The organism is Cellulomonas triticagri, assembly GCF_003696205.1.
Lineage (GTDB): Bacteria > Actinomycetota > Actinomycetes > Actinomycetales > Cellulomonadaceae > Cellulomonas > Cellulomonas triticagri.
The window spans coordinates 1-18,372 of record NZ_RFFI01000018.1 but is presented as its reverse complement, the minus strand read 5'-3'; the positions used below and the strand labels follow the sequence as shown (position 1 = coordinate 18,372).

The window sequence follows — 18,372 nt, the reverse complement described above, 5'->3', positions numbered from 1 at the left end:
GCCGACCGGACGTCGGTGCGGCGGCCTGGTGCCTGCCCGACGGCACCGGTGGGCCTCCCACGCCCTGCACGGGCGGCCCACCGGCACCGTCAGCGGAAGTAGCCGGCGACGTCCAGGATCAGGTGCGCCGTGCCCTGGTCGTTGTACAGGCGCACCCCGCCCCCGACCCCGGTGCGCGTCGTGACGGCGTTGGCCTGGGTGTAGCCCCGGGTCGCGTTGAGGTCCGAGGTCCCGGTGCGCGGCTCTCCGTCGGGCCAGACCCGCACGTGCGTCCAGGGCGCGGTGAGGTTCACGGCCGTGACGGTCCCCGAGACCGCCGTCGCGTCGGGCGGGACCGCCCCACCGGTCACCTGGACCCGCACCTCAGCAGCCGGGCCGACGGGCGCCCCACCTCGGGTGTCGAGGACGCGGGACGGCTGCACGGGCGTGAAGAGCGATCCCTCCGCTGCACCCGGCTTCCCGTACCACCCCACGACGTCGACGAGCACGTGCACGGACGACCCCTGCACGCCCAGCGTGATCTTGCCGTCGACCACGGGCACGACCGCGCGGTTCGCGATGTCCGCTCCCGGCACGAGGTTGACGGTGGAGGCCGTGGGCAGCGCGCCCGCCCCGTAGGCGACCACGTACCCCGCCCCGGACGCCCGGGTCGTCGTCACGTTCACGGTCACCGCGCCGAGCGACGCGGCGGGCACGCCGAGCACCGAGGCCACGTCGACGGCCCGGGTGCTGCCGGCCGCAAGGGCGCCGCCCGTGCGCGAGTCCAGGGCACGGGCCGGGTCCACCGGCGTGTACCGGGCGGACCCCACGAGGTCGGTGGTGTAGTACCCGAGCACGTCCACGACGTAGTGCGTCGTGCCGGTGGCGTTGTAGACGCTGACCTTGCCGTCGCCGCCGACGCCGACGGCGACCTGGCTCGCCTGGGTTCGACCCGGGGCCGTGTTCAGCACCGAGGCGTTCGGCATCGCCGAGCCCGCGGGCCAGACCCGCAGGTGGCTCGCGACGGTCGAGCCGACCGCGGTGACGTTCAGCACCACCGCGGTGACCCCGCTCGCGGGGACGCCGCCGCGACCGAGCACCGCGACGTCGGCACGGCGCCCCGGACCGAGGGACTGGAAGGTGGTGCGGGTGTCGGTGATCCGGGCGGGGGTCACGGGCACGTAACCGCCGTCGCCGACCAGCGGCACGGCCGCGGGGGCCGCGGGATCCGCGGGCGGACGCACCGTGACCTGGGTGGTCACGGGAGCGGCGCTCCGACCTGCCGGGTCCACCGCGGTGAGCGTCACGTTGTAGGTGCCCGGTCCGACGTACGGCGGGTCGGCCGCGGTCCTCCCGTCGTAGGTGCCGAACCAGGTCGCGTTGAACCGCGTGCCGGCCTGGGCGCTGCCCGTGGTCTGCGTCACCCGACGCCCCGTGCTCCGGTCGACGACCGTGAGCGTCCAGCTCATCGCGAGGTTCGGGGTCACCCCGATGCTCATCTGCGCCCCGTGGTCGATGGTGGTCGCGGAGAAGGCCGGGGACCCGAGGACCGGTGCAGTGGCGCGCGGTTGCCACCACGACGACCGCAGCCCGAAGGCCGGGGTGTTCACGGTGGCGTTGCCCGTGCTGCACTCCAGCCGGACCTGGGAGATCCGACCTCCGAGCGGGCCGTTGCCGGTCCGCCCGGTGACGACCAGGTTGCGCAGCGTGCCGCCGGATCCCGGGCAGGACTGCGCGACGCGGGACACGGCGAGCGTCGCCGTCCACGCCGTGACCGTGTCCCCCGGGGCGGACCCGGTCCAGGGGTCGGCCTTGGCCACCTGGTAGGGCACCGAGCCTGCGGCCGTCCACCCGCCGTTGGACGACGAGAACTCGGTGAACGCCACGGAGCCGCCGTAGGTGCGGACCTGCCCGTTGGTCGCGGCGATCGCCGCGTCCGAGCGGCTGTGCTCGTACGACGTCGTGAGGGCGCCCGCGGCGTTCGCGACGCCCCGCCCGTAGTACACCTGGCACGTGGTCGTGTCGCACAGGGTCTGCCCGCGCGTGACCTTCCACCACGCGTACGACCGCGCCGCGACGGACTGCGCCTGGAGCGCCGCCGGCTCCCAGCTGGCGGGCGACTCGCGCGGCACGACGCTGCGCAGGTAGTCCTCCATCGGCAGGCTGTTGGTGACGTTGAACGTCGTGCCCGACGTCGGTTCGATCCGCAGATCGCCCCGGTACCACCGGCCGGTCGTGGCGGACTGGCTCGCCGCGACGATCATCCCGTACTCGTTCTGGGACTCGAACCGCAGCACACCGGAGTAGGTGCGTCGGTCGACCACGGGCCCGTTCACGACGGTGCGCTTCTCCGCGGTGACCGTCCCGCCCGACATCGTGACCGTCCAGCGCCCGGGGGGCAGGACCACCTCACCGTTGATCGGACCCATCCGGATGTTCCGGTTCTCGGGACTCCACACCGTCACGGTGGCCGACGGTGCGAACGCCGCGAGCGTCGCCTTCACGTACTGCCCGGCGACCGAGCCGGTCCCGGTACCCGGGTAGTAGAAGTCGAGGATCTGCGAGGCGGTCCGACCCTGCAGCGCGGCCCCCTGGGCGCCCCACTGCGACATGCCGCGGCCGTGCCCGTAGGCGCGTCCGTCGACCGTCCAGGACCCGGAGGCCGGTGCCGGGTAGACCTCTTCCGCCGCGCTGGCGGCCGGGGCGAGCGCGACCAGCCCCGTCGCGGTGAGCAGGGCGGCGACGACGGCCGCGGTCAGGCGGCGCAGGGTGTTCACGACTCGGACCTCTCGGCGGGTGCGGGGTGCCGACCCAGGATAGGGAGGTGGTCCGAGCTGCGGGGCGGTTCGGCGCGTACGTGGGCGAATCGCCCCGAATTCAGCGACCGCCGACCTTCGCCACGACCTTCCGTGCCAGCGCGCCCGGTCCACCGGCCCGCAGCACACGCACGGCCGCGACGGCGTACCGCCCGCCAGGCAGTCCCGCGACTCGGGACGCCAGCGCCGCGCGCCCGTCCGTGGGGATCCCCGGGTGCACGTCGATCCAGCCCTCGGCGGCGTCGAACGGCTCGTCGTCCACGACCGGCTCCCAGCTCGTCCGCTGCCGGGGCCCGTGCTCCCGACGCACGGCCGCGGCGGACCGCAGCACACCGAGGTACACGTCGGCCTGGCTGTGCGGACCCCAGCTGAGGAGCGCCTCGCGCCGTGCCGCGGCCCCGACACGTCGGCGCAGCAGCGCGTCGTCCAGCAGCGCGCCGATCGCGTCCGCCCACGCGTCCTCGGTGGTGGCCAGGAAGCCGGTGCGCCCGTCGTCGACGGACTCGCGGAACGGCTGCGTCGGCGAGGCCACGGTCGGGGTCTCCACCAGCGCGGCCTCGAGCCACTTGATCGCGGACTTCGCCTCGTTGAACGTGTTCTCGAGCACCAGCGGGGCGAGGTTCACGTCGACGTCCCGCAGCCGGCCCGGCAGCTCGTACCAGGGCAGCATCGGCAGCCGACGGATCCGGTGCTCGAACGGCTCCAGCGCGGCCCCGGTCGTGAGGAAGCCGCCGATCCACAGCTCCACGTCGGGTCGCTCCGCGAGCACGCGGGCCACGGCGGGCTCGACGACCGCCCAGTCGGCGTCGTGCGTGTTGGTCCCGCTGAAGTAGCCGATGCGCAACGGCCCGGGGGTGCGCTCGCGCCGGCGGGCGAGGTCGCTCTGCTGCGCCAGGTCGATGCCCACGCCGTTGGCGAACCGGAACGCCGGCAGGCCCGTGGTCCGGGTGGCGTGCTCGCAGAGGCGCTCGGTGCTGCCGACGTACGCGTCCGCGAGCTCCATCGTGGTCCGGTACCGGGCGACGCCGCGCCACCAGAGCGCGTGCTCCTCGGGGGACAGCACGTCGAGCCCGTGCACCTCGCCCTCGAGCGCCGGGTCGAAGATCAGGTCGTCGATGTCGAACAGGACCGGCACGGGACGAGGCCGCGCGCGGACGTCCGCGACCATGTCGACGATCTGCGAGGTCGCGGGGACCCGGTACAGCACGAGCGCGTCCGCGTCGGCCGCGAGCACCGGGACCTGCGGGTCCCGGTAGTGCAGCACGTCGACGTGCACCCCCCGCAGCCGGAGTGCCTCCGCCGGGAGGAAGCCGCGGTACCGCAGAGCCGCGCCCCGGATACCGACGACGACCAGCACACGACGCAGCAGTGCCGCCTCCGCGGCGTCCAGCGCCGCGGGGTCCAGGCCGTCAGGGCTCATGGCCTGCTCCCGTCGCCCTCCGGGCGCTCCCGATCCCGCCACGACGTCCTCCTCTTCCGCGCCCCCCGGTCCCACCAGGTCGGCGTACAGCGACTCCAGACCGTCCAGCTGGTCCTCGAAGTCGCGGATCGCGACGGCCTTGCCCGAGTCCCGCAGCCGTCCGGCGAGTCCGGGCTCGCTGACCAGCCGCGCCAGCGCCGCACCGAGCGACTCGGCGTCGGCGGCGGGCACGACCAACCCGTTGACCCCGTCCTCGACCACTTCCTCCGGGCCGAGCGTGTCGGTGCACACGACCGCCATCCCCGCCGCCAGCGCCTCTCTGGTCACGATCGAGTGCGACTCGCGCATCACCGACGGCAGCACGAGCACGTCGTGCGCGGCCATCACGTCCGCGACGGTCGTGCGGTCGTACGCCGGCGGGAACCGCACGGTGCCCGGCACCCTGGCTCCGTGCGGCAACGTGTCGCGCCGCACGCCGTACAGATCCAGGGTCCAGCCCGAGGCGGGCAGCGCCGCCAACGACTCGAGCAGCACCGGCAGACCCTTCATGGGGTCGGGTCCACCGGCGAACATCAGACGCACCGGGGTGTCCGCGGACGCAGGCGCACGCTCCGCGACGGGAGGCAGGTCGGAGGCCGGCACGCCGTTCTCGTCCACCACCACACGCGACGGGTCGACACCGTTGGCGGCGAGGACGCGTGCCGCGCTGGCCGAGGGCGCGAGCACCACGTCCGCACCGGACAGGTGCTCGTGCAGCGCCGCGTTGCGCCGTTGCAGCCACGCGTGGTCGACGGCGCACGGGCAGGTGCCGCAGTCGACGACGAGGCTGCAGGGACGCATGTCCGGGGCGGCGAGGAACTGCCGGGCGCAGGACCACCAGAAGTCGTGCATCGTGACGACGACCTTGGCCCCCGAGCGGTGGGCCGCGCTCACGAGTCCCGCACCGAGGGTCTGCAGCGAGTGCAGGTGCACGACGTCGGGACACTCCCCGGCGAGCCACTCCTCGAAGTCCGCGGTCACCTCGGGGTTGAGGCTGTTGCGCGGGTCGGACCACGCGGTCCACGGCGTGGTCGCGATCCAGCGGACACGGACGCCGTGGCCGTCCTCCTCCGTCCAGGTGTCCAGCGGGCGCCGCTCGTCGAGGTGCCCGGCGTAGACGCTCACGTGGTGGCCACGCGCGGCGAGCCCGCGGGCGACCCGCTGCGGCACGAGCGTGCCGCCGCTCACCAGGTTCGGCGGGTAGTGGGCAGAGACCTGGACGACACGCACCAGACGAGTCTAGACGGCATGCGCCGCTCGGGAGGTCGCCGCCCGATGCTCTAGTGTTCCGGCCATGTCCGAATCGTCGACCCGCCCGACCTGGCACGCCGACCTCGCGCGGCGCGACCGGACCGCGCACGACGCGATGGCGCGCCGCGCGCAGGAGACGGCCGAGCCGCTCCTCCAGCAGCGCTTCGACGCCGTCAGCGCCGAGCTCCACGTGCTGCGCGCTGCCGTGGCGCGACGCGACGCCGTGCTCCGCGACCTGACCGCAGCGCTCGTCGAGCGGGACGCCCAGCTGCGCGCGGCGGCCGAGCAGATCGCCCGCCCCGGCAGCTCCGCGGACCTGGCCCGTGAGCTCGCGCGCCGCGCCCGGGGCGTCGCCGGCCGGTTCGTCCGCGCGGGGTTGCGGCAGCGATGAACCCGACGCTCTCCCTCGTCCTGCTCGGCGGCGGCGACGACGCCCGGGTGCTGCGCACCGTCCGGAGCGTCGCGCTCGACGTCGCCGGCGTCGCCGAGCTCGTCGTGCCGACGACCGCTGCCGGAGCCGAGGCACGCGAAGAGGTCGACGCGACACTCCCCGGGCGAGTCCGCTGGGTCGACGACGGCACCCTCGCCGTCCGCCTCGCTGCCGCGTCCGGGGACTACGTGGGACTGCTCGCCCCCGGGGACGAGGTCGAACCCGGCGTGCTCGAGGCCGCCGCGGACTACCTCGCCACGCGACCGGGGACCGACGTGCTCTACACCGACGAGCAGTGGCAGGCACCGGGCATCGAGGGGATCCACACCAAGCCGGGCTGGACGCCGCACTACCTCGAGGGCTGGGACTACCTCGGCCGCCTCTGCCTGATGCGTCGTTCCCTGGTCGAGCAGGCGGGTGCCGGGCCTGACGAGTCCGCGGCGGAGTGGGACCTGCACCTGCGCGTCACGGAGCTGACGGAGCGCGTCGAGCACCTGCCGGTCATGGGCGTGACCCGCCTGCACCGCCCGTCCACCCGACCCGAGGACGTCGAGGCCGGCCGCCGAGCGGTCGTGGCGCGCTACGAGCGGCTCGGCGTCGACGCCACCGTGGAGGTCGCGCACCAGGACGGGTATCTCCGGGTCTGGCGCACGCTGCCCGAGCCGCCCCCGCTGGTGTCGGTCGTCGTGCCCACGGGCGGCGGACGGCGGGACGTGCGGGGCGAGTCGACGCTCGTCGTCGAGACCGCGGTGCGGTCGCTCGTGGAACGGACCACCTACCCCCGCTGGGAGCTGGTCCTGGTCGTCAGCGAGAACACCCCGGACGGCGTGGTGGACGTGGTCCGGGAGCTCGCTGGTGACCGCCTGGTGGTCGCCCCCGTCACCGGCCCGTTCTCGTTCTCGTACTCGGTGAACGAGGGCGTCCGCGTCGCCCGCGGCGAGCACGTCGTGCTCCTGAACGACGACACCGAGGTGGTGGAGCCACGCTGGCTCGACCGCATGGTCGCCGTCGCGCAGGACCCCGCCGTGGGGGCGGTCGGCGCGAAGCTGCTGTTCGAGGACGGCACCATCCAGCACGTCGGCATCGTGCACGACGACGCCTGGCTGCCGGTGCACGCGCACCGGGTGGGCGCCGACGACGCCAGCCACTTCGGCACCAAGATCGTCGACGTCGACTACCTCGCGGTCACCGCAGCCTGCGTCCTGGTGCCCCGCGCGCTGTACCTCGAGCTCGGCGGGTTCAGCGAGGAGCTGCCGATGGCGTTCAACGACGTGGACTTCTGCCACAAGGTCGTCGCCTCGGGGCGAGCGGTCGTCTGCACCCCGTTCGCCACGCTCTACCACTACGAGAGCTCGAGCCGCGTCGCGGACGTGCGGCCGTTCGAGCGGCAGTACCTGATGGACAAGACGCTCGAGCTCGCCAAGCACGACCCCCACGTGAACCACCGCTCGGTGCGCTGACCCGCCCTCGGGCCGCGCGCAGCGGGTCAGCGCCGGCGGGCGAGCCGCCAGCGGACCTTGGCCACGACCTGACGCAGGCCGCCCGCACGCAGGTGCCGCCACACGGCACCGGCGTCGGAGCGGAGCGCACGCAGACGTCCGACCTGCGGCACCACGACCGGCACCGGCGCGGCCGGGTCCGTCGTCGTCAGCCGGTGGGCGTCGGCCGCGCGTCGTGGCGCCCGGCAGAACTCCACCAGCGGAGCGAGCACCACCGGCCACGTGAACTCCCGTGCGGTCTGCGCGACCGCAGCACGCGCCGCATCCGCAGCAGCCGAGTCCGTCAGCAGGTCGCCGAGCGCCTCCGCGAGCGCGTCGACGTCCTCCGCCGGGACCGCGCGCCCCAGCCCGCGCTGGCGGACGAGGTCGGCGAACCCGTCGCCCTCGGTGGACACGATCGGCAGCCCTGCCCACAGGTAGTCGAGGATCCGCGTCCGGAACGAGAACTCGGTCTCGACGTGCGGGAAGTGGCAGCTCACGCCGACGTCGGCGTCCATCAGGTAGTCGGCCCGCGACTCGTAGGGCACCCACTCCTCGTTGAAGAAGACGTGGGTCCCGGTGAGGCCGAGCTCGTCGGCGAGGTCGCGGCACCGCGACGCGACCGCCATCTCGGGCACGTCGGGGTTCGGGTGCTTCATCCCGAGGAAGTACAGCCGGACCTCGGGCACCCGCGCGCGCACGCGGTCGACCGCGCGCACCAACGTCAGCGGGTCGAACCAGTTGTAGACGCCTCCGCCCCACAGCACGACCTTGTCGTCGGGCCCGATGCCCGGCGTCGCGCCCTTGATCGCGTGCCGCTGCGGCGACGGTGCCTGCTCGCTGGTGCCGAACGGCACGATGGACAGCAGCGACGCCAGCGAGGGGTCGGCGTCGTAGGTGTCGGGGTTGATCCGACCCGCCGCGGACAGGTGGCCGAACCACAGGTCGCGCTGCCGGCGCGAGGCGCACAGGAAGAAGTCCCCCCGGCGCAGCTGGTCGCGCAGCTCTCCCAGGGCGAACGCCAGCGCTCGCTCGCGCTCCGCGGCGGGCTTGAACCGGTCCACCTCGAGCGTCTCGAGCTGGAACGGGTCGTACAGGTCGACCACGAGGACCTGCGGGCACTCCTGCAGCCAGGCGAACGCGTTGAACACGAAGCCCTGCACGATGACGACGTCGCTCGCCGCGACGTCCTCGCGGAACGCCTCCACGGTCGTGCGGGCGGCCCGGAACCCGACGCCGTCCCGGGTGCAGCGCCCGAACGTCACCAGCCGGACGTCGTGCTCCTCGCTCAGCGCGCGGGAGATCTCCCACGCCCGGATCGCGGGGCCGGCCATCCGGTCCGCGATCGTGTCCAGCGTGACCACGAGGACCCGCTGCCGGGTGCCGGCCACGGCGGGCGGCAGCACGCCGGCGGTCACGACCAGCGCCCGTCGAGCGCGAGGTAGCCGCCCGACTCCACGGGGGTGCCGAAGTCGACGTTCAGCCGGGCGCCCTCCCGCAGGTAGTCGTAGACGTGCGTCGTCGACTGGTCGACGATCGAGGCCATCACCTGGAACGACCCGGGCTGCAGCGCGAGCCGGGGGATCGTGCAGTCGACCGAGCCGGTGCCGCTGATCGCCTCGATCCGGTGGCCGAGGTCGCGGGTGTTGTTGGCCCACAGGTAGACGCCGTCGTGCGACTCGAGCGCGAGCCCGAAGACCGGGTTCTCGATGCGCTCGTGCGCGGTGTACCGGATGCGGACCGTCACCTCGTCACCCGTGCGGAACGAGGACGCGGAGCCGGACGCCCCGAGCAGGTCGACGCCGTCGATGCGCGCCTCCCCCGAGCCCCAGCGCACGGCTCCGTCCTGGTCCGTGGTCGTGTCGGTCCGCGTCGAGTCCAGGTAGCGCTCGAGGATCGGCTTGGCCTCCCCGGTCTCGACGAGCCGGCCGTGCGAGAGCCACGCGACGTTGTCGCACATGTTCCGCAGCGAGGGCATCGAGTGGCTGACCACCACCACGGTGCGCCCGTCGCGGCGGAACTCCACGAACTTCTCCGTGCACTTCTCCTGGAACGCGGCGTCGCCGACCGCGAGCACCTCGTCCACCAGGAGGATCTCGGGGTCGACGTGGATCGCCACGGCGAAGCCGAGCCGGACGTACATGCCCGAGGAGTAGTTCTTCACCGGCTGGTCGATGAACTGCTCGACGCCCGAGAAGTCGACGATCGCGTCGAACTTGCGGTCGATCTCGTCCCGGTTCATCCCGAGGATCGAGCCGTTCAGGTACACGTTGTCCCGGCCCGACAGCTCGGGGTGGAACCCCGACCCGACCTCGAGCAGCGCCGCGACCCGGCCCCGGGTGCGCACCGCGCCGGCGTCCGGGTAGAGGATCCGCGCCAGGCACTTGAGCAGCGTCGACTTGCCGGAGCCGTTGTCCCCCACCAGGCCGAAGGTGCTGCCCTGCGGGATGTCGAACGAGACGTCGTCCAGCGCGAGGAAGTCCTCGTACACCGAGCGCCGACGGCGCATCACGGCCGCCTTCAGGGTCTGGTTCCGCTCGTGGTAGACCCGGAACTTCTTGGTCACGGCATCGACCGTGACCGCTGCCTCGCTCACAGCGCCTCCGCCAGCTTCTTCTCGTGCCGCCTGAACACCGCCGCGCCGACGACCAGGGCCACCAGCGCCCATGCGACGCAGTACAGCGTCGAGTCCAGCGGTGGCCACCGGTTGTCGTACAGCAAGGAGCGGAACAGCTCCACGAACCGCTCCATCGGGTTCAGGCGGTAGAAGTCGTAGAGCGTCCACGAGCCGATGAGCGACCCGATCTTCTCCGACTGCTCCAGGACCAGCGAGGTCGGGTACACGATCGGCGTCGCGTAGAACCAGGCCTGCGTGAGGATGCCCACGAAGTGCTGGGTGTCGCGGAAGTACACGTTGGCGACGGACAGCAGCAGGGCGACGCCGAACGCGAAGGCGAAGAGCAGGGCCATGACGAGCACGAGCGCGGGGGTCCACAGCAGCGACGCCGCACCGAGCACGGTGAGGGCGACCAGCAGGACGACCATCTCGATGGACCACGAGAGCGTCAGCGAGAACGCGCTGGCCAGCGGCAGCGCGGCACGGGGGAACGCGACCTTCTTGATCAGGTTCTCGTTCGCCACGAGCGAGTCCATGCCGCCGTTGATGACGTTGACGAAGAAGCCCCACGGCAGCAGGCCGCACAGCAGGAAGACCGCGAAGTTGTGCAGCCCTGACGGATCACCCGTCGGGATCGGCACGCGCAGCACGAACGAGAACACCGCCGTGAAGATGATCATCTGCGCGAGCGGGTTCACCAGCGACCACAGCTGACCGAGCACGGTCCGCTTGTACTTGCCCTTGACCTCGCGTCGCGTCAGGTTCGCCAGCAGCTCCGGGGCTGCGCGCAGCTCGCGCACCATCGTGATCATCGGGCGCCCCCGCGCAGCCGGCCGTAGACGGACCGGGGCACGCGGAGCAGCCGCCAGCCCAGGGTCGACTGCACCTCGCGCAGCGAGGCGACCGCCTGGTCCCGCTCACCACGGGCCTGCTCGGCCGACGCGCGCAGCGCCGCGACCTGCGACCGCAGCACCTCGCGCTCAGACACCGCCCGGCTCAGCGCGGCGTCGGCGTCGTCCCGGACCGCGCGCACGACGAACTGGAACGTCTGCGCGTCCTCCTGCTGCCGGACCCACTCCACCGCGCCCGGCGGCAACGCGTCGACGTCGACGTCGACGTCCGCGGACAGCGGGTCCCGGAACGTGGTGCGGAAGTCGGCGGCGGCCAGCCCCGTCTCGTCCAGCAGCTCCAGGACGGACTTGCGGGTGAAGAACCGGATGTGCGTGCGGTCGAGCAGCCCCACCTTGGTGTACTGCCACCGGCCCTGCAGCAGGGCGAGCCGCAGCGAGCCGTGCGCGACGTTGGGGATCGACATCACGACCGAGCCGCCGGGCCGCAGCAGGGCAAGCAGGCCGCGCAGCACCTCCGCGGGCTCGGCCACGTGCTCGAGCACGTCGGCGAAGACCAGCACGTCGTACGTGCGGCCCTCGAACTCGGCGGCCACGTCCATCGTGCTGAGGTCCCCGACCACGAGGTGGTCGAGGTGCGGGCGCGCCTTCTCGGCGGCCTCGGGGTCGTACTCGATCCCGCTCACCGTGCACCCGCGGGCGACGAGCGCCTCGGCGAGGTAGCCGGTGGCGCACCCGACGTCCAGGACCTCGCTCCCGGCGGGGACCAGGCTCAGCACCTGGGCGTGACTCGTGTTCGACACCGACAGGTCCAGCGTCGTGTCGTACTGCGACATAGGAGGCTTCCGATCGTCCGGGGGCGCGAGCGCCGCGTCAGCATACCTGCGCGAGGCCGCGCCCCCGGACCGACCGGTCAGTCGGAGAAGTACCCGAAGACGTCCGCGACCACGTGCGACGAGCCCAGGTTGTTGTAGACGTTGACCCGTCCCGAGGCCGGCGCCACGTACACCTGGTTGGCCTGGTCACGCCCCGCACCGGCATTCAGGTCGGAGGTGGCCGGACGGGCACCGGACCCCCAGACCGTCAGGTAGGTCGCGGCGGACGTCGCCCTCGTCGAGGTGAGGTTCATCGCCACGGCGGTGGTCCCCGCGGGCAGACCGGACACGGTCAGCGAGCGCTGCTCCCCCGCACCGAGCGGGCTGCCGGACCGGGTGTCGAAGGCCCGGACCGGGGCGACCGGCGTGAAGGTCGCGTCGGCCCCCGAGCCGTACCAGCCCACCACGTCGACGACCACGTGCTGCGCGACGCCACCGACGTAGACGTCGAGCTTGCCGCCGGCCAGCGTGACGACCGCGCGGTTCGCGGTGTCCCGCCCGGGCTGGTTGTTGACCGTGGACGTGGTGCCCGCCGTCGCCCCGCTCGGGATCACCGAGACGTAGCCCACCGACGAGGGCTTGACCGAGACCACGTTCACCGCCACCGCGGTGGCGTCAGCAGGAACGCCACCGGCACCGGCGACCTGGACGGTGCGCCGCGTGCCCGGTGCGACCGTACCGCCGGCCTGGCGGGTGTCGAGGGCACGGACGGCGGTGGGGAGCGGCTCGAAGCCGCTGGTGGCCGCGGACGTGTAGTAGCCCGTCACGTCGACGAGCAGGTGGGTGCTGCCGAGGTTGTTGTACAGGCTGACCTTGCCCTCACCCCCGACGCCGACCACCAGCGAACCCGCGGTCGTCCGGCCCGGGTCCGTGTTCAGCACCGACGCGTCGGGACGGGCCTGCCCGGCGGGCCACGCCCGCACGTGGGTGATCGTGGACGAGTTGACCGCGGTGACGGTCAGCGCGACGGCCTTGGCGTCCGCGGGGATGCCGGAGACACCGGCGACCTTCAGGTCCAACCGCGAGTCCGGGCCGAGCGAGGCTGCGGACGGACGGGTGTCGAGGAGCCGCACCGGCGCCATCGGCACGAAGCCGAGGTCACCCGTGAGTGCCACGGGCGCGACCGTGGGCGGGTTCTGGCTGCCGGAGATCGTCACCGTGGAGGTGTAGGGCACCAGCGTCGTCGCCCCGTAGGTCCCGGTCAGGGTGAGCCGGTACGTGCCGGGACCCGCCGCCGTCCCCGCCGGTACGCGCCCGTTCCAGGTCGCGATCGCGCCACCGCCCGAGGGTCCGGACGACCCGTTGACACGCTGCACGATGATGCCCGTCCGGGTGTCCGTGACCGCGAGCGACCAGTTCGCGCCCGTGATCACGCCACCGGTAACGGACACCGATCCCCCGATTCCCATCGACGTCGTGGTCGCCGCGGGATTGACGAAGCCGGCGCCGATGATGGCGCGAGCCCGGTTCTTGATCGCGCCGAGCACGGCGTACCCGGCGTTGCCGGGGCAGGCGGTGTACGCGGTGTCGCGGTGACCGACGACGACCGGGAGCGCGAGGGTGGTCCCCCCGGGGTAGCGGGAGTTCTCGCCGCCGAGCGTGGTGTACCCGACCGTGCTCGTGGGGTCCCGGTGGTACTGCGAGAGCCGCCAGGCGATCACGCGGGCGACGGACTCCTGAGTGCCCGCGGACGGCGTGACGCCGCTGTAGTCGCCGAGCATGGACACGCCGACCGTGGCGGTGTTGAAGCCGCCCGCGTGCACGCCGATGACCGGCTGCGTGCCGGAGTTCGCCCGACCCTCGTACACGTTGCCCCACTTGTCGACCAAGAAGTTGTACCCGATGTCGCACCAGCCGCGTCCGGTGATGTGGTACGCCTGGTCGTTCCGGATCTGCTGCATGGCCTGCGCGACCGTCGAGTACGAGTTGCTGCCCGCGGTGTGGTGCACCACGGCGGCGAGCAGCGTGCGCGCCACGTCGGGGGCGCAGGACTGGGCGCGCGCGCCCCACTCGGCACGGGAGTACACCCGCGGCGCGGCGACGGCGGCCGGGACGAACGCGGCGTCGCGGATCACGAGCCCACCCGACGAGGACGCGCCCTGCACGGCCGGCTCCTCCTCCGGCGAGGTGACCATCGCCAGGCTCATCCCCTGCGGCCCGCCGTCGGCGGTGGCGGCGAACGACACCTGGACCGCCTCGGCGTCCCCGATCCACAGGGAGTCGGTCCCGCCCCGCAGCTCGTGCTCGGCGTCCGTGGTCCCCGCGTCGGCGGCGAGGTCGGAGGCCTCCAGGTCCACCCATCCGGTCCAGCCGTCCTCGGTGAGCGAGCGCACCTGCGGCTCCAGGTCCGCCGCCTGCGCGCCGGCCGGCCAGGTCACCCCGACCGTCTGGGCCCCGCCGGTCTGCACCGGGGGCGTGACGACGCGCGCGGGCTCGCCGTCGTCCACGACGTCGGCGACGACCGGTCCGTCCGCCGCGTCCACCGGGTCGAGCTCCTGCGACGAACCCGGCAGCACGGCGTCGCCCTGCGTCGTCCGCTCCTGCGCCCGCGCGGCGGGGGACGCGGCCTCCGCCAGCGGCGCGACCACGACGTCGGTCTCGTCGACGGTGGTCTCGACCGCCGGGTCGTCCGGTGCCTCCGTCGCCTCCGCGCCGAGCGAGGCCTCGAGCGACTCCTCGGTGACACCGACCGGCGGGGCGGCAGCGGTGCTGCGGCCTGCGAGCTGGTCGGCGGCCGTCGCGGTCGGCGCGACGAGACCTGCGGGCAGCGCGGTGGCGACGGCGACGAGCAGGCTGAGCGCGAGGCGCGATGGCATGTGAGGTCCCTGGGGTGGACGGGCGACGGACATCCGCAGGGTCAGACACAGGTTGACTCCCGTCAAGGACGTGCCCCGCGTGTCCCGCCGAACTGAGGCCGAAACGTCACCTCCGCGGTCGCGGATGTCCAAAGTGCCCCGGTTCTCCGCCCGCCCTCGACCTCGGTAGGGTGGGACGGCTCAACCCACATCGGAGGTCCTCTCGTGCGCATGCTCGTCACCGGCGGAGCCGGGTTCATCGGCTCCAACTTCGTCCACCAGGTCGTGCGCGAGCACCCCGAGGTCCAGGTCACCGTCCTCGACGCCCTGACCTACGCCGGCGACGAGAAGAGCCTCGCGCCCGTGTGGGACCAGGTGACGTTCGCCAAGGGCAGCATCACCGACCACGACGTCGTCGACGACCTGGTCAAGAACAGCGACGTCGTCGTGCACTTCGCCGCCGAGTCCCACAACGACAACTCGCTGCACGACCCGTGGCCGTTCGTGCACACGAACGTGATCGGGACGTACACGCTGCTCGAGGCCGTGCGCCGGTACGACGTGCGCTACCACCACATCTCCACCGACGAGGTGTACGGCGACCTCGAGCTGGACGACCCGGCCAAGTTCACGGCCGACACCCCGTACAACCCGTCGAGCCCGTACTCGTCCACCAAGGCGTCCTCGGACCTGCTGGTGCGCGCGTGGGCGCGGTCGTTCGGCGTGCGCGCGACGATCTCGAACTGCTCCAACAACTACGGGCCCTACCAGCACGTGGAGAAGTTCATCCCGCGCCAGATCACCAACGTGGTCGACGGCATCCGCCCCAAGCTCTACGGCACGGGCGAGAACGTGCGCGACTGGATCCACGTCGAGGACCACAACTCGGCCGTGTGGGACATCATCACGAAGGGCCGCCTCGGCGAGACCTACCTGATCGGTGCCGACGGCGAGGAGAACAATAAGACGGTCGTCGAGCTCATCCTCGAGCTCACCGGCCAGCCGGCCGACGCGTACGACCTCGTGAGCGACCGCCCGGGCCACGACCTGCGCTACGCGATCGACGCCACCAAGCTCCGCACCGAGCTCGGCTGGACGCCGCGGTACACGACGTTCCGCGACGGCCTCGCCGCGACGATCGAGTGGTACCGGGCCAACGAGGCCTGGTGGCGGCCGCAGAAGGACGCGACCGAGGCGAAGTACGCCCAGCTCGGCCGCTGATCCGGCACGCCTGACGACGGAGCCCGCCGCACCCCCGCAGGGGCGGCGGGCTCCGTCGTACCGGCCGGGTCAGCGCGACGCGGTCGCCTGCGCGTGCTGCCAGGCCGACCAGGCGCTGGCGAGCACCGCGGACAGCGGCTCGCGAGCGTGCCAGCCGAGCTCGCGACCGATCGCCGCCGGATCGGCGACGACCTCGGCGGGGTCGCCGGCCCGGCGCCCGGCGAGCACCGGGTCCACCGGGATCCCGGTCACCTCGGCCAGCCCGTGGATCACCTGCAGCACCGAGGTCCCGACGCCGGTACCGACGTTGTAGCAGCGGTACGGCTCCCCGTCCCCGGCCATCGCGTCGAGCGCCGCGACGTGGGCGCGGGCCAGGTCGAGGACGTGCACGTAGTCCCGGACGCCCGATCCGTCGGAGGTGGGGTAGTCGGTGCCGAGCACCACCGGTCGCTCGCCGCGACGCAGCGCGTCCAGCACCAGCGTCACGAGATTCGCGACCGCGGGGTCACCCAGGTCCGGCCACCCCGCGCCCGCCACGTTGAAGTACCGCAGCGCGGTGCCCCGCAGCGCACCGGTCGCGGCGACGTCCCGCAGCATCCACTCCCCCACCAGCTTGGTCCGGCCGTAGGGGTTCACCGGGGAGGTCGCGGCGTCCTCGCGGACCAGACCGCTGGCGACGTCGCCGTACACGGCGGCCGAGGAGGAGAACACCACGGAGCGCACACCGTGCGCGACGGCCGCGTCGAGGACCGCCGCCAGGCCGTCGAGGTTCTCCCGGTAGTAGCGCAGCGGGTCCGCCACGGACTCGTCCACCCGCTTGCGGGCCGCGAAGTGCACGACCTCGCTCACCCCGCGACGCCGCACCACGTTGCCGAGCACCTCGGCCGCACCCGCCGCCGCCACGTCCAGCCGCACGAGCTCCGCACCGCCGACGCGCTCCGCCGTCCCCGCCGACAGGTCGTCGACCACGACCACGTCCCGGCCGTCCTCGACGAGCAGACGGACGACGTGCGCCCCGATGTACCCGGCTCCGCCGGTGACGAGGACAGTCATGGCACCCACCCTAACGAGGCGGCCTGCACGATTCCTCCACCGCCTCACCCCCCAGGTTCCCTCACCTGCAGAGCCACGGCTCCTATGCTCGGTCCTCGTGACCTCCCGCCACGCCGCTCCTGCACGCCCGCGCGCCGTCCGCCACGGCCGACCCCGGCGCAGCCACGCGGTGCTCCGGGGCGTGGCGCTGACCGTGGTCACGGTGCTCTGCTTCGGCGCCTCGGGTGCGGCCGCGCTGTACGTCCAGCTCAACAGCAACATCAGCTCGATCGACGCCAGCGACCTGATCCGCGACCTGCCGGAGCCCGCCGCGTCCGCGACCGGCCCCGCCGACCCGAACGACCCGAACGCCGGCCAGGCCGTGAACATCCTGCTCATGGGGTCCGACGAGCGCGACGGCGAGAACGAGGCCATCGGCGGCCACGTCGACGGCATGCGGTCCGACACGACGATCGTGGCCCACATCTCCGCCGACCGCAGTCGCGTCGAGCTGATCTCGATCCCCCGCGACTCCCTGGTCCGCATCCCGTCGTGCACCATGTCGGACGGCTCCACGACGTCGCCGCAGTCCCGGGCGATGTTCAACTCGGCGTTCGCGCTCGGAGCCGACCGCGGCGGCGACATCGCCTCGGCCGCCGCGTGCACCGTGAACACCGTCATGGAGAACACCGGCGTCCCGATCCACCACTTCGTCGTCGTGGACTTCGCCGGTTTCACCAAGATGGTCGACGCCATCGGCGGCGTCTCCATGTGCATCCCCAACGACATCGACTCGCCCAAGGCGGCGCTGACGCTGTCGGCCGGGCAGCAGACGCTCAACGGCACGCAGGCGCTCGGTTTCGCTCGTGCCCGTACCGGCGTCGGCGTGGGCGACGGTTCCGACACCAACCGGCTCGGTCGCCAGCAGCAGCTGCTCGCCGCGATGGTCGAGGAGCTGCTCGGCAAGAACATGCTCACCGACGTGACTCAGCTGATCCGGTTCCTCGACTCGGCGACGGAGTCGCTGTCCATCGACAGCGGGTTCAGCTCGATCACCGACATGGCCGGGCTCGCCTACAGCCTGCGGAGCGTCTCGCTCGGTAACGTCTCGTTCATGACGATCCCGTTCGCGGCCGCCGCGAGCGACCGGAACCGGGTGGAGTGGACCTCCGAGGCCGACACCATCTGGGCCAACGTCGCCGCGGACCGGCCGATGCTCGAGGGCACCAGCCAGGACCCGGCGTCGGCCGGCGGCGACACCGCGGGCACGCCCGACGCCGGCGGGACCACGGGGACCGACCCCGGCACCGACCCCGGCACTGCTGCGCCCGGCGACGGCACGACGCAGGCGCCGACGCCGGCCCAGACCCGCGAGGCGGGCAAGGAGGCCTTCTCCGCCGGCGACATCACCGCGGTCTGCTGATCGTGGCGCGCCCCGAGGACTCCGGCCGGCGCCCGGCACCGCCGAGCTTCTCGCCCGGCGGCCGTGGCCGTCGGCCCGACGCCGACGGCGCGACGCCGGTCGGCCCGGGACGGTCGCCCGAGCCCGGGACGGCACCGCGCCCGTCGCG

The 18,372-nt window shown here is 73.1% G+C and carries 12 protein-coding genes; 4 read left to right on the top strand and 8 right to left on the bottom strand.

What is annotated here, in order from left to right; all coding sequences use genetic code 11:
* Positions 1–89 precede the first annotated feature (89 nt).
* Both EBM89_RS05030 and EBM89_RS05025 read right to left on the bottom strand, forming a co-directional pair.
* The gene (locus tag EBM89_RS05030) at positions 90–2,756 is read right to left on the bottom strand and encodes a SpoIID/LytB domain-containing protein (protein WP_122148368.1); all 2,667 of its coding nucleotides are present in this window, start codon (positions 2,754–2,756) and stop codon (positions 90–92) included.
* 100 nt (positions 2,757–2,856) lie between these two features.
* Entirely contained in the window at positions 2,857–5,484 is a 2,628-nt protein-coding gene (locus EBM89_RS05025; protein WP_122148367.1) for a glycosyltransferase, read from the bottom strand.
* Positions 5,485–5,548: 64 nt separating this feature from the next.
* Here EBM89_RS05025 and EBM89_RS05020 point away from each other — a divergent pair, with 64 nt between their 5' ends.
* Together EBM89_RS05020 and EBM89_RS05015 are read left to right on the top strand one after the other, a co-directional pair.
* Complete coding sequence (locus EBM89_RS05020; RefSeq protein WP_122148366.1) at positions 5,549–5,896, top strand: hypothetical protein; 348 nt, start codon at positions 5,549–5,551, stop codon at positions 5,894–5,896.
* Positions 5,893–7,395 carry a glycosyltransferase family 2 protein gene (locus EBM89_RS05015; RefSeq protein WP_122148365.1) on the top strand — a complete coding sequence of 501 codons (1,503 nt, stop codon included), beginning with the start codon at positions 5,893–5,895 and terminating at the stop codon, positions 7,393–7,395. The genes EBM89_RS05020 and EBM89_RS05015 overlap by 4 nt, the downstream gene beginning before the upstream one ends.
* Before the next feature lie 26 nt (positions 7,396–7,421).
* Here the strand turns inward: EBM89_RS05015 and EBM89_RS05010 are convergent, their stop codons facing one another.
* From EBM89_RS05010 to EBM89_RS04990, 5 genes are all read right to left on the bottom strand, one after another.
* Positions 7,422–8,831 (bottom strand): glycosyltransferase, encoded by a 1,410-nt coding sequence (locus EBM89_RS05010; protein ID WP_233571550.1) that lies wholly within the window; start codon positions 8,829–8,831, stop codon positions 7,422–7,424.
* Complete coding sequence (locus tag EBM89_RS05005) at positions 8,828–10,009, bottom strand: ABC transporter ATP-binding protein (protein ID WP_233571549.1); 1,182 nt, start codon at positions 10,007–10,009, stop codon at positions 8,828–8,830. The genes EBM89_RS05010 and EBM89_RS05005 overlap by 4 nt, the downstream gene beginning before the upstream one ends.
* A complete protein-coding gene (locus tag EBM89_RS05000) occupies positions 10,006–10,842 on the bottom strand; it encodes an ABC transporter permease (RefSeq protein WP_233571548.1) in 837 nt (278 codons plus the stop codon). The genes EBM89_RS05005 and EBM89_RS05000 overlap by 4 nt, the downstream gene beginning before the upstream one ends.
* Positions 10,839–11,714: a class I SAM-dependent methyltransferase gene (locus EBM89_RS04995; RefSeq protein ID WP_122148363.1), complete on the bottom strand. Its 876-nt coding sequence runs from the start codon at positions 11,712–11,714 to the stop codon at positions 10,839–10,841. Before EBM89_RS04995 ends, EBM89_RS05000 begins: the two co-directional genes overlap by 4 nt.
* A 77-nt stretch (positions 11,715–11,791) precedes the next feature.
* Positions 11,792–14,569 (bottom strand): peptidoglycan recognition protein family protein, encoded by a 2,778-nt coding sequence (locus EBM89_RS04990; protein WP_158609506.1) that lies wholly within the window; start codon positions 14,567–14,569, stop codon positions 11,792–11,794.
* Positions 14,570–14,773: 204 nt separating this feature from the next.
* Between EBM89_RS04990 and rfbB the strand changes: the two genes are divergently transcribed.
* Positions 14,774–15,769, top strand: coding sequence for a dTDP-glucose 4,6-dehydratase (rfbB, locus tag EBM89_RS04985; RefSeq protein ID WP_122148362.1), 996 nt, complete (start codon positions 14,774–14,776; stop codon positions 15,767–15,769).
* Positions 15,770–15,838: 69 nt separating this feature from the next.
* Here the strand turns inward: rfbB and galE are convergent, their stop codons facing one another.
* Positions 15,839–16,822 carry a UDP-glucose 4-epimerase GalE gene (gene galE / locus EBM89_RS04980; RefSeq protein WP_122148361.1) on the bottom strand — a complete coding sequence of 328 codons (984 nt, stop codon included), beginning with the start codon at positions 16,820–16,822 and terminating at the stop codon, positions 15,839–15,841.
* Between the two features lie 97 nt (positions 16,823–16,919).
* Between galE and EBM89_RS04975 the strand changes: the two genes are divergently transcribed.
* Complete coding sequence (locus EBM89_RS04975) at positions 16,920–18,224, top strand: LCP family protein (RefSeq protein ID WP_233571547.1); 1,305 nt, start codon at positions 16,920–16,922, stop codon at positions 18,222–18,224.
* The last annotated feature ends 148 nt before the right edge of the window (positions 18,225–18,372 follow it).

Excerpts from the sequence above, each read along its gene's own strand:
- EBM89_RS05020 (WP_122148366.1), top strand. The coding sequence starts at position 5,549 with ATGTCCGAATCGTCGACCCGCCCGACCTGGCACGCCGACCTCGCGCGG.
- EBM89_RS05015 (WP_122148365.1), top strand. The coding sequence starts at position 5,893 with ATGAACCCGACGCTCTCCCTCGTCCTGCTCGGCGGCGGCGACGACGCC.
- EBM89_RS05000 (WP_233571548.1), bottom strand. The coding sequence starts at position 10,842 with ATGATCACGATGGTGCGCGAGCTGCGCGCAGCCCCGGAGCTGCTGGCG.
- EBM89_RS04995 (WP_122148363.1), bottom strand. The coding sequence starts at position 11,714 with ATGTCGCAGTACGACACGACGCTGGACCTGTCGGTGTCGAACACGAGT.
- EBM89_RS04990 (WP_158609506.1), bottom strand. The coding sequence starts at position 14,569 with ATGCCATCGCGCCTCGCGCTCAGCCTGCTCGTCGCCGTCGCCACCGCG.
- galE (WP_122148361.1), bottom strand. The coding sequence starts at position 16,822 with ATGACTGTCCTCGTCACCGGCGGAGCCGGGTACATCGGGGCGCACGTC.